Below are 11,520 nucleotides of genomic sequence, written 5' to 3'. Positions count from 1 at the left end.
GGCGGCCCGCTCAGCCTTCGGGCGAAGGAACATAACCACCGGAGAGGCGGCCGACACCGAACAGGTCCTCCCTGCCCAGAGCCCGCAGGAACTCGCCGGTGCGAAGACCCAGCGGGATCTCGTCGAACCCCACGAGGCGTACGACCCGGTCCTCGAAAGGGCGCTGCTCCGCATGCCATCCGATCAGATCCCCGTTGTCCGTGGTCGCGAAGACCAGGACGTCGGCCGTCGCGGCGATCTCCGGTTCGTCCTCCGCCCCGAGCAGCGGCCCGACCCGTTCGCGATGGGTGAGGATCCACGATGGCGGAAGGATGTGGAGGAACCCGCCGTACGTGCCCGGACCGGCGTCGGCGTACAGCGCGCGCAGCGCCTCGGGCAGGGGGAATCCGGCTGATTCCCCGAATGCCGAGATCTCGTTCGCGCTCACCGGATGCCGGGGGCCGGAGATCTCCCACGCTGTCCCGTCGCTCATGACGCCCGATCGTACGCTCATACGCGTCTGCGGACGGTCAGCGCCTTGAGGGCCGCCCCGCACCACCCGGTTCGTGCCAGAGGCCCCCGTCCTTCACCGTGGACCGGGCCGGCCTGCGGGACGCCAGCGGCGGGGGTCGATGCGGCCGCCGTACAGGGGGAGTTCGACCGGGGCGTCGGTGTCGGTGAACTGGTCCCACATGCGGTTGAGTCCGGCGGTGCCGAAGGTGCGTACGCGGGTGACGTCGTCGAGGTCCAGGACGTCGGTGAGGACGGCGGGCCCCTGGCCCGGTGCCTCGGCGCGGATCCGGCCCTCCGGGTCGACGACGAGGCTGCGTCCGGTGCCGAGCGGTCCGGCGGTGTTCACGCTGACCACGAACACCTGGTTGACGATGGCGTTGGCGCGGGCGAGCACCAGCTCCTGGGCGCGATCCGCGGTGGTGGTCATGACCGGATTGACGATCACCTCGGCTCCCATCCAGGCCAGATGGCGGGCGACCTCCGGGAACCAGGCGTCGTAGCAGATCGCGAAACCGACCCGGCCGGTCCCCGGCAGATCGACGACGACGAACCGGTCCCCCGGCACATAGGGCTCGTGGGGCCGCCACGGGAAGACCTTGCGGTACGAGGCGGCGAGCCGGCCCTCCGGGGAGAACGCGAGCGCGGTGTTGTACAGCTCACCGCCCTCGCCGCGTTCGCACACGCTGCCGGGCACCAGCCAGATGCCGAGGTCGCCCGCGAGCCGGGCGAGTTCCGCGGTCCTGCGCCCGTGCAGGGGTTCGGCCGCGGCCCGCAGCTGCTCCTCCACCGAGGCGCGGGGCCCGTCGACCCCGCACAGATGCAACTCGGGGTAGACCACCAGCGCGGTCCCCGGGAACCGGGCGAGCAGTTCCTCGACCTCCTCGGCGAATCCGGACAGCGGTGCCGTGGCCGGGCGCGGAGGGGCCTGGACGAGCGCGACGGGCAGCGGACGGGACACGGGAGTCACCTGCTCTAACTGGCCGGAGGGCGGCGGCGCTGCCGTCGGGCCGGGATGTGTCAGGACGGACACCGAAATTAGAGCAAGATGAGCTAATAAACAAGAGTGCTCACTATGAGATGTTTTGGCGGCTAGAGTGATCCCATGCCTGGAACCCCTGGAAAGAGACCGGACGGCGCCCTCCCCGGGGGCGAACCCGGGCGGTCTGCGCGGCGGGACGGGCCGACGTCCGAACCCGGGTTCGCGGCAGAAGGCACGGCCGGGGCCGGGCGGCGGGCGGAGACGGAAGCGGGGGCCGCACCCGGGAGCGGAGCCGAGTCCGGGCACCGGCCGGGCGACGGATCCGGGTCCGATCCCGACGTCGAGCCCATGTCCCGGGCCGGCGTCGAGCCCACGGCCGGGGCCGGGTCCCTCGTCCACGGGCTGACCGCGCCGCCGCTCACCGGCATCCGGCGGCTCTCCGCGCTGGAGACGGTGCGCGCCCGTATCGCGCTCGCCGTCGAGCTCGGGCTGCTGGCCCCGGGCGAACGCCTCCCGCCCAACGACCGGATCGCCGCGGCGCTCGGCGTCGGGGAGATCACCGTCCGGCGCGCGCTCGCCTCCCTGCACGCGGACGGCCTCCTGGAACGCCGGCGGGGCCGTACCGGAGGCACCCTGGTGGCCGAACGGCCCGCCCGGCGGACGGTCGCGGCGGCGGACGCGTACCGCTCGGCGGCCGACGAGGTGCACCGGCTCGTCGACCACCGGCTCGTCCTCGAATGCGGTATCGCACATCTGGCGGCTGCCCACGCCGACGAGAGGACCCTGGCCCTCCTCGACCGGCTGGTGGAGGAGATGGACCGGGCGCCGGACTGGGCCGAGTTCCACGGCTGTGACGAGCGCTTCCACCTGGTCGTCGCCGGTGCGACCGGCCTCGCCTCCGCCGCCGAGCCGTACGGCGCCGTACTCCGGGAACTCCACCGCTACTACCTGCCCTACCCGTTGGAGGCCCTGCACGCCACCAACCGCGAGCACCGGGAACTGGTCGCCGCCCTGCGCCGCGGCGACCCCGCCGGCGCCGCCGACATCACACGCCGTCATGTCGAGGTCCTGCACCGGACGATGTTCGTCGGCCTGACGGCGGGCGACTGACTCCCTCTCCGGACCGGCTCCCGCACACCCACGGGCGGCTGACTCCCTCTCCGGACCGGCTCCCGCACCCACGAGCGGCGGACTCGCACACCAGCTCCCGCACACCGCGCGGCGGGTCGGGGGAAGCCGGTCCCGCGCCGGGTGTTACGCCAGGACGCCCACCCCGGAGCCGTCCCGCCCGATCCCCCGGCGGGGAAGGGCGGCAGGCGGCCGGAGGAAGACCCGAGGACGATCGGCTCGCCGGTGATCACCGTCCCTCTGGGGCTATTCGCACTGTTCGTGGCACGGGGCCACGGTGGGGCTCCACGCCCTGCTCTCGGCCGTGTGCCGGGGCGGCGGGTCCGTCGGCCGAGGCTCTGGGGGCTGGGGATGGTCGTCACCGTGCCGACCGGGCGCATCCGGGCACCCTCGACTCCGGCCGCCGGAGTCGGCTTCGTCGCCCCCGGGTACACCGTGGGGCCAGCGCGGTCACACGGCCTCCCCCGGCGGCCCGACGTCACGGAGGGCCCGACGGCGAGCCGGCTCCGTGCCCCCGTCCGCCTACCGCGAGGTGGAGGCGCGGATGTGCAGACGCACCGGATGGGAACGGGCCATCGGCGGCTTCGCGGTGCCCGACAGGATGCCGACAAGGAGGTTCACGGAGGCCACGCCGTAGTGCTCGGCGTCGAGTTCGATCGCCGTGACCGGCGGGTCGTAGAGCCGCAGGGCGGAGCTGTCCACACAGGAGGCCAGCAGTATGTCGTCCCCGACGCGCCGCCCCATGGCCTGGGCGGCGGTCATGGCGCACATGGCGATGCCGTCGGGAGCGCAGACCAGGCCGTCGATTCCGGGGGCGTCGGTCAGCAGATCCCGTACGACCCGCTTGACGGTGACGGACGTCGCGTCGGTGGCCACCCCGCGCACCAGCGGTGTGATGCCGTGGTCGCCGCACCACTCCTCGTACGACGTCCTCGTCGTCGTCGCCCACTCCGAGGGAAAGGCGGCGTCCGGCGCGATCAGGGCCGGCCGGGCCGCGCCCGACGCCTTCATGTGGTCGAGGAGTTCCCGCATCCCGCCGCCGTAGTCACCGCGCACGACCCCGGCCGGGGCGGGCATCCCCTCCGGGGGCCCGCCCACGGTGACGACGGGGACGCCGGCCTTGAGCAGGTTCGCCGTGACCGCGTCGTCCGGGAGGGGGTCGATGATGATCAGACCGTCGGCCCGGACCTGTGGCGTCCGCTCGGGCCGGGGAGCCAGCAGCGTGACATCGATTCCGTACTCCTGCGCCTGCCGGACGGCGGCGAAGGCGAACTCCATGTAGAACGTCATCCCCATGACCTGGCGCGGGATGTGGAGCCCCACGGATCCCACCTTGCTGCCGCGCAGAAAACGGGCCGCGCTGTTGGGGACGTAGCCCAGTTCGGCCGCGACGGCCTCGATGCGCGCCCGGGTCGTCGGTGAGACCCGCCCGGTGCCGGAAAGCGCGTCCGACGCCGTGGTCTTGGAGACCCCGGCGTGGCGGGCGACGTCGATGATGGTTACGGGGGGTCGGCTCACAGGTACGAGTCTAGGGACCCCGTGGGCAGCGGGTCCGGGGCCGGTCGATCCGGACTCCCGGCCGCCGGATCGAGGCCCGGGCGTCGCCGCCGCGTGAACCCGGAGGAACACGATCGTGTGCGCGGATCCGGGCACCCTCCCCGGTCGGGCGGCCGGGCAACCGGGCGGCCCGGGGAGACTCCGCGGCCCCTCTCCACGGCCGCACCCAGGGGCCCGGACCTGCGGTCGGGCTGCCTCCGGCCACCGGCGCCACGCGCCCCACCGGAGGCCGGACGGAGCCCCGGGTCGTCACCGCGCCCTCGGCCCGACCACACGCCGAGCGCCGGACTCCGCTCAAAATTCCTCCGATTTCTTCTGCCTACACCCTTGCCGGAACCTTCCGGCAACTTTACTTTGTCTCTGCCGGAACCTTCCGGCATCACCCGCGCCGGGTGCGCCCCGCTCCGGCCGTGCGGCCTTTCCGTGCCCTCCTGCGAGGGGTGCGAGAACGAAGGACTCCCCGCCATGAATCAACTCGACCCACCCCGTGCGCAGTTCACGCCGTCCGGCGGCACCCGGCCGGGGCGCGTCAGAGCGCTGTTCGGCGCTCTCCTGTTCCTCGACGCCGTGGTGACCTGTTTCCCGCCGCTGTACTGGGCGGCCGGGAACGGCGGCAGCCGGGCCGCCGCACTCACCTATGTGATCGGCGGCGGAGCCTTCGTCGTCCTGAGCATCCTGGTGATGTACGCCGTCGACCGCGCCGGAACCCGTGAGCCCGCCGGGACCGAGGGGGTGCGGCCGTGAACATGCTCATCGGTTACGGCTCCGTCGCCGTCTTCCTGGCCGTGGTCATCATCGTCCTGGAACGCTCCCGCCGCGTCGGCGGAGGCTTCACCGAGTACGCGGTCGCCGGGCGGTCCTTCGGCCCCTGGTACCAGACGATGTCGTTCATGAACACCTGGATGCCCGGCGCCGTGTTCGTCTCCTTCGCGGGACTCGCCGCCGAGACGGGCGTCCTGGGCTTCTACTGGGTGCTCTACAGCCTGCTGATCATCGTGCTGATGTTCTTCATGGCCACCCGGGTCCACGACTGGGGCCGGGCCTGGAACCTCCAGACGCAGGCCGACCTGCTCGGCATGCGCTACGGCTCCCGCCCCGTCCGGGTCGTCTCCGCCGTGATCGGAGCCGTATCGGCGTTCCCGTGGATCGTCATGGGGATGCAGTCCCTCGGGCTCGTGTTCTCGTATCTCTCCTTCGGGCGGGTCTCCGCCACCGCCGCGATTCTCGTCAGCATCGCCGTACTCGCCGCCCGGCAGATCTGGACCGTGCGGATGGGCATGCGCGGCATCGTGATCAGCGACATGGTGCAGGCCATCGTGGCGTACGTCATCGGCCTGTTCCTGATCCTCGGCCTGCTCGTCTGGCTCGTGTCCAACGGCCACGGTCTCGGCGCGGTACCGGACGCGCACTTCCTCATCCCCGGCCCGGGTAGCGCCGTGGGCCCGCTGTATCTGATGTCGCTGGTGGTCACGGGAGCGCTCGGCGGCTGGTGCTGGCCGGACATGTTCGTACGGCTCTTCACCGCCAGGAGCGCCGGGACGATCAAGAAGTCGGCCGTCCAGGCCGCCCCCATCCTGTTCGTCTTCGCGTCCGCGCTGACCCTGCTGGGCCTGCTCGGGGCCTCCGTGCCGGGCGTCGGCGCCGCCCCGGCGACGGTGTGGTTCGTCGTCGCGGGAGCCGGGGGCACCCTGGTGGTCGCACTCGCCGGAGTCGTGGTGCTGGCGGCGACGATGGGGAACGTCGACGCGAACCTCCAGGCGACCGGTATCCAGATGACCCACGACATCCTTCCGGCGGCCGGCCGGGAGATCGGTCCCGGGGACGACGGAGAGCCCAAGGAGAGCCGTACGGCCAAGCTGACCGTGGCGGTGGTGACGATCCTCGCCGCGGTCGTGGCCGCCACCTCGGTCAAGAGCACCACGGGCGTCGCCGATCTGGCGATCCTGTCGTTCCAGGGCGTCGTCCAGCTCGCGCCGACCCTGTTCTTCGGGATCTTCTGGCGCAAGGGCAACGCGATCGGCGCGCTCGGGGGCATGGTGAGCGGAATCGCCGTGGCCGCCGTGCTCCAGCTCCAGTACCCGACGTCCGTGCCCTGGCTCGGAGGGATGACCTCGGGCATGGCGGCGCTGATCGTCAACACCGCCGTGTACGCCGTCGCCGCGGTCCTGCTGCCGCACTCCGCCGCCGAACGGGCGCGCGTCGACGCGCTCTTCACCGACCTGGGCCGGGCGGAGGGCCCCGGGGAGACGTCCGTCCCGAAGCCCGTCCCGACCGCGCCCTGACACCGGCGAGGGCGGCCCCGCCGAACCCGGCGCGCCGTTCCCCGCCCCCGTACCCGGTCCCGGCTCGGCGCCCCCGCGCGCCGGCCCGCACCCCACCAGGAGAAACACCATGTCCACCGGTTATGTATGGCACGAGCAGTACGCATGGCACGACACCGGCACCGGCGCCGGGCTGCTGCCCGCGGGCGGCCCTCTCCAGCCCTTCGCCAACTTCGAGAGCCCGGAGAGCAAGACCCGGTTCGCGGGTCTGGTCGAGGTCTCCGGAATGCTGGACCACCTGGTCCGCGTCCCCGCGCGCCCCGCGACCGAGGCCGACGTCCTGCGGGTCCACACCCCCGCGTACCTGGATCGGATCAAGACCGCCAGCGCCTCCGGCGGGGGCGACGCGGGCGACGGTATGTCGCCGTTCGGGGCGGGGGCGTACGAGATCGCGCTCCTGTCCGCGGGCGGCACCATCGCCGCGACGGAGGCCGTCCTCACCGGCCGGGCCGAGAACGCGTACGCCCTGGTACGCCCGCCGGGCCACCACGCCGTCCGTGACCACGGCATGGGCTACTGCCTGTTCTCGAACATCTCCATCGCCGTCGAATGGGCCCGCGCCCACCACGGGATCCGGCGGGTGGCGGTCGTCGACTACGACGTGCACCACGGCAACGGCACCCAGTCGGTCTTCGACGACGACGCCGACGTCCTGACGGTCTCGATCCACCAGGAACGGCTGTTCCCCCAGGACACGGGCGCGATGGACGACCACGGCAAGGCCGGTACCGCGCTCAACATCCCCCTGCCCGCGGGCTGCGGCAACGACGCCTACACCGAAGCCGTCCGGCGCGTGGTCGTCCCCGCCCTCCACCGCTTCGCCCCCGAACTCATCATGGTCGCCAGCGGTTTCGACGCCAGCGCGGCCGACCCCCTCGGCCGGATGACCGTCACCTCGGCCGGATACCGCTCCATGACCGAGCAACTCGTCCAGGCGGCCCGGGAGATCTGCTCCGGACGGCTGGTCATGTCGCACGAGGGCGGCTACTCCCCCGTGTACACGCCGTTCTGCGGCCTCGCCGTCCTGGAGGCCCTGTCGGGTCACGACACCGGTGTCGGGGACCCCTTCGACGTGACCTGGGCCAACTCGCCGCAGCACCCGCTCACCCCGGCTCAGGACACGGTCCTGCGCGAGGCGCAGGACATCGCCGAGCGTCTGCAGCTCGCGCTGCCGGAGCGGGCACCGACCGACAGCCGCTCCTGAGGAACGGGACCGGGCCGCCGCCGTGGTCCCCGACACCGGCGGCGGCCCGGTGCTTCCCTGTGTGCGTACGGCCCGGGTGCGCCCCCGGACACGCGGTCGGGCGTACGGGTCCGGGCGGACATGGGCACGTGCGACCGGCCCATCGAGGCGGCGGGCGTACGCCCTGCGCGCACGCGCCTCCCGCACCGTGCGGGGCCGGTGGCCGGGTCCGCAGCCGCGGCACTGCCGGAATCCGTACGGCCGCCCCGCCACCGGGGTACACCGGCGGTCCGGTGCGCGCGGCCGTGAACCGCCGGTGTCCCGGGGCCGCTTGCCCGCGGCCCCGGGACACCACCGCATCCCTGTTCTACGACACGTCCCGCACCCTGCCGGTGAACACCTTTCCCGGCCGCGGCTCCCCGGTACCGTCGCCGTGCTCGATCACTTGCAGCCGTATCGACTCCTCCGGCTCGCTCACGGTGTCCCGGACGGTCGGCACGGTCACATCGACGCTCGGCCGGCCCGCGGGCACCTCGGCCCACAGATACGGGTCGTCCAGCTGTGACAGCGGCCGTTCCGGGGTCGGCGACGCCCCCAGGTTGTACTCAAGCCACCGCGCGTCGACGTCCAGCGTGGACAGCTCGGCGCCGCCGGCGGCCGGAAGGACGGAGAACCCGACGGGCGCGACGGGGGAGTCGGCGATCGCGGACAGCGTCACCCGCCAGGTCAGGGCGTGTCCCTCGGTGACGTTCCCCGCGACGGGCGTCACGACGGCCGTGGGCATCGGGTCGTCGTTCTCCACCAGCACCCCGCCCTGATACGAGCCGACGAGCGCGCCCCGGACCGATTTGACGAGCACGTAGTGCCCGAGGTCCTGGTCGTAGCGGGTGTTGCCCCGCACGGTCACCGGAAGGTCGACGGTGTGGGCCCCCGGACGCAGCGTCACCAGGCGGGGCCTGGCCTCGCCCGTCCTCGGGTCGAAGAGGAACAGCCGGACCTGGGCGCCGCCCTTCCCGGAGATCCGTACCGGCACCCGGTAGGTGCGGACCCCCGAGTCGCCTTCCTTCACCGTCAGGCCGCCGATGTCGATGCGCGGCAGGGCGGCCGGGCGCGCGGCCGGGGTGCCGGGGCGCCACCCCCACGCGTCCATCAGCCAGGCCTGCCCGGACGCGGTACGCGGGGTCAGCTCCAGGGTCTTGATCTTCTTCAGGTCCAGCCCCGCGCGGACGGCGGCGGACAGGGGCACGCGGATCTCGCGCGCCCAGTGCGAGGTGGTCCGATCGGTACCCGGCAGACCGTCGACAAGGGCGCGGCCGAGACGCGCCCGGCGGCCCGAGGTGTCGGTGAGGGTGATGTCCAGCCGGGTGCCGCTGGTGTTGGGCGGCACGATCACCCGCAGGGCCAGCGCCTCGGCGCCCGCCAGCGAGACCGGACGCGCGGGGCTCACCCGGGCGGCGGCACCCGCCGTGGACCACTTCATCGCGACGGCGTGGCGGCCCGGCTCCGGCGACACCCCCCAGGAGACGAAGTGCGGCGACAGCGTCCGCCACGCCTCGGTGGGCAGGCAGGCGGCGGCCGGCCGGTGATCCACCTGTGTGCACAGCCTGCCGCCGGTCACGGCGGGGAGGCTGTCCGGAAGGAACGCGGCGGTGCGGTTGCCGCCCACGGCGTGGGTCAGCACCCGCGCGGGGCCGGCCGACGGAGCGCGGCGGTCCGAACCGTCCAGCAGCGGGCGCACCCGGTCGTCGCCCGCGATGAACAGACGGGCGGCCGCGGCGATGTAGGTGGAGCCCGCGGCCTGCTGCTGAGTGGCGGTCAGCCGCGTCCTCGTACCCGGTGAGCACACCCGGTCCGGCGACTCGTCCGTCCAGAAGTCGTCTTCGGCCGGTGCCTCGGCCTGACCCGGTGTCCACTCGCTGTTGAAGAAGTTGTGGTTGGCGCCGACCATGTACACCGAGCTGTGCAGGGCGGTGCCGCGGCTGACGCCGCGGGTGCCGTCGGCGTAGATCTGGCCCTGGAGGTCGGACACATCACCGTCGCAGCCCGGCAGGATGGTCATGGACGGCACATCGGGGGCCGGGTTGTGACCGAAGATCGTGGGGCCGGTCAGAACGGTGCCGCGGATGTTCCAGCGCACCGGCCCCTGGTAGCCGTCCTCGGCGGCGGGCGGTCTGCTGAGGCTGTCGAGGACGGCCCGGTTGGCGCCCTCCCCGCCCCGGGAGTGGCCGACCAGGAGCACCCGGGACAGATCCGGCCGCGGAGCCTTGCGTACGGCGGCCGGTGCGCTGTCCCGGTCGGTGGCCCACCTCGCCCAGTGGGCGAGGTGCCGGCGTATCAGGGACGAGCGGGCCTGGGCGCCGCCGTCGTCCGCCCTGTAGTCCTGCCCGTTGATGCCGTTGGCCGAGACGGACACCGTCACATAGCCCTGGGAGGCCAGCAGTTTCTGGTCGTGCAGATAGCCCCGATGGCTCGGCACCGGACGCATTCCGGCCCCGCAGGGCCACCGCCCTGTCGTGTCGCCCCGGTCGTTGAAGCAGGTGGAGTGGCGGCCGTGCAGGAAGAGCGCCACCGGCCGGGCCCCCCGGGCATCCGCCGGCGCCACCACCACGGCCCGCATCTCCACCGGGGCGGGGAAGCCGGGCAGCCGTACCGGCGCGAGGTCGTACTCCCCGCTGACCGTACGGTGCCTGCCGGGGACTCCGGGGTCGACCGGGTTCGCCGGGAGCGCCGCCGCGGGCGGTACCGGCGCGGCGGGCCGCCGGGCTTCTGGGGTCCGGGCGGTCCCGGCTGCGTCGAGACGGCGGCCTGCGGCGAGCACCTTGAGCTCGTCCGCCGGACCGATGCCGGCTCCGTCGAGCGTCAGCCGGAAGGTACGGCCGTCCTGCCCGGGCACCGGCCGCCCGAGGAGCCGGTCCCCGCTGTGGAACTCGACGCGGGCGTCACCGACGGGCACCCGGTCGGCCGAGGTCCAGACGAGTTGCCGCCCGGCGCCGGTGCCGGTGAGCCGCCAGCCCTCGGGGAGGCGGCCGTCGTGGTCCGTCACCCCCGTGGACGAACGGTGGTCCGGTGGGGACGGCCGGGGATCGGGCGACGGCTGCGCGTGCGCCGCCCCCGGCATCCCCACGGCCAGCGCGAGTACCGCCGCGGCGGCGGTCACCATGCGCGAAACACGGAACAAGGTGGTCCTCCTGTCGTCGTTCGTGCACGGGCGCCCCGGGAACCCCGTCGGCCCCGCTCCCGGGAGGACGGAGTCCGCTGTCCGTCGGTTGCCTCGCCGGACGGACAGGAATCGTCAACTCGTCGGCATACGGGAGGAGTTGTGCCGATGACGGCCGTGCGGAGCCCTTCGGCGGACCGGGCGGCGGGGCGTGCCGCACGCCGGGACCCTGGCGCACGGGGCCACGCCCCACGGGTGGTCGCGACGTGGCGGTACCACGCCCTGCGCCTGCCGGGCGTCGGGCCGCCCGGGTGCCCGGGGCCGCGGTCACGGCCGTCACGCGATGCCCGCCGACGGCTTCCCGCCCGGTGCGCCGACTCCGTGGCCGGCTCACCGTCCGCCGCCCGGGACAGGACGGGGGCGCCGCTCGTCCACGGCTCGGACGCGTGGAACGCGATCACCGGATGCCGTCCGCCGAGGGCGAGGGTGCGTGTGCCCCGGCGGGGATGCGGATCGGGCGTTACCCGGATCGGGCGGCCGCCGCTGACAGGCCGGTCGCCGGGTCCGGCGACCGTGTCGGCGTTCCGGGCGGTGACGGCACCGCAGGGTGAAGGGTTACCGGTCCGGGTGCGACCGCCGGCAGGAGCGTCGGCCCCACCGGGGGCACATGGGCCTCGCCACCGGTGAGCCGGGTCGCCGTGCC

At 73.7% G+C, this 11,520-nt stretch carries 8 protein-coding genes; 4 read left to right on the top strand and 4 right to left on the bottom strand.

The window, feature by feature from the left end:
- Nucleotides 1–10: 10 nt before the first annotated feature.
- Both ACFYT4_RS14955 and ACFYT4_RS14950 read right to left on the bottom strand, forming a co-directional pair.
- Nucleotides 11–472, bottom strand: coding sequence for an SMI1/KNR4 family protein (locus ACFYT4_RS14955; RefSeq protein ID WP_389268317.1), 462 nt, complete (start codon nucleotides 470–472; stop codon nucleotides 11–13).
- 93 nt (nucleotides 473–565) lie between these two features.
- Nucleotides 566–1,450, bottom strand: a complete 885-nt coding sequence (locus tag ACFYT4_RS14950; RefSeq protein WP_389268315.1) for a carbon-nitrogen hydrolase family protein — start codon at nucleotides 1,448–1,450, stop codon at nucleotides 566–568.
- Between the two features lie 369 nt (nucleotides 1,451–1,819).
- Here ACFYT4_RS14950 and ACFYT4_RS14945 point away from each other — a divergent pair, with 369 nt between their 5' ends.
- On the top strand, nucleotides 1,820–2,581 hold the full coding sequence (locus ACFYT4_RS14945; RefSeq protein WP_389268313.1) for a FadR/GntR family transcriptional regulator: 762 nt from the start codon (nucleotides 1,820–1,822) through the stop codon (nucleotides 2,579–2,581).
- Nucleotides 2,582–3,121: 540 nt separating this feature from the next.
- On the opposite strand, the gene ACFYT4_RS14940 is transcribed toward ACFYT4_RS14945, so the two are convergent.
- On the bottom strand, nucleotides 3,122–4,117 hold the full coding sequence (locus tag ACFYT4_RS14940; protein WP_389268311.1) for a LacI family DNA-binding transcriptional regulator: 996 nt from the start codon (nucleotides 4,115–4,117) through the stop codon (nucleotides 3,122–3,124).
- A gap of 504 nt (nucleotides 4,118–4,621) precedes the next feature.
- Here ACFYT4_RS14940 and ACFYT4_RS14935 point away from each other — a divergent pair.
- From ACFYT4_RS14935 to ACFYT4_RS14925, 3 genes are all read left to right on the top strand, one after another.
- Complete coding sequence (locus tag ACFYT4_RS14935) at nucleotides 4,622–4,900, top strand: hypothetical protein (protein WP_389268309.1); 279 nt, start codon at nucleotides 4,622–4,624, stop codon at nucleotides 4,898–4,900.
- A 2-nt stretch (nucleotides 4,901–4,902) separates the two neighbouring features.
- Nucleotides 4,903–6,438 carry a sodium:solute symporter gene (locus ACFYT4_RS14930; protein WP_389268387.1) on the top strand — a complete coding sequence of 512 codons (1,536 nt, stop codon included), beginning with the start codon at nucleotides 4,903–4,905 and terminating at the stop codon, nucleotides 6,436–6,438.
- Nucleotides 6,439–6,547: 109 nt separating this feature from the next.
- Complete coding sequence (locus ACFYT4_RS14925; protein ID WP_389268307.1) at nucleotides 6,548–7,681, top strand: class II histone deacetylase; 1,134 nt, start codon at nucleotides 6,548–6,550, stop codon at nucleotides 7,679–7,681.
- A 346-nt stretch (nucleotides 7,682–8,027) separates the two neighbouring features.
- Here the strand turns inward: ACFYT4_RS14925 and ACFYT4_RS14920 are convergent, their stop codons facing one another.
- On the bottom strand, nucleotides 8,028–10,838 hold the full coding sequence (locus ACFYT4_RS14920) for a hypothetical protein (RefSeq protein ID WP_389268305.1): 2,811 nt from the start codon (nucleotides 10,836–10,838) through the stop codon (nucleotides 8,028–8,030).
- Between the last annotated feature and the right edge of the window lie 682 nt (nucleotides 10,839–11,520).

Source organism: Streptomyces sp. NPDC004609 (assembly GCF_042873655.1).
Taxonomy (GTDB): Bacteria; Actinomycetota; Actinomycetes; order Streptomycetales; family Streptomycetaceae; genus Streptomyces.
The sequence above is the reverse complement of the archived record's forward strand: the minus strand, read 5'-3'. Positions and strand labels throughout refer to the sequence as shown.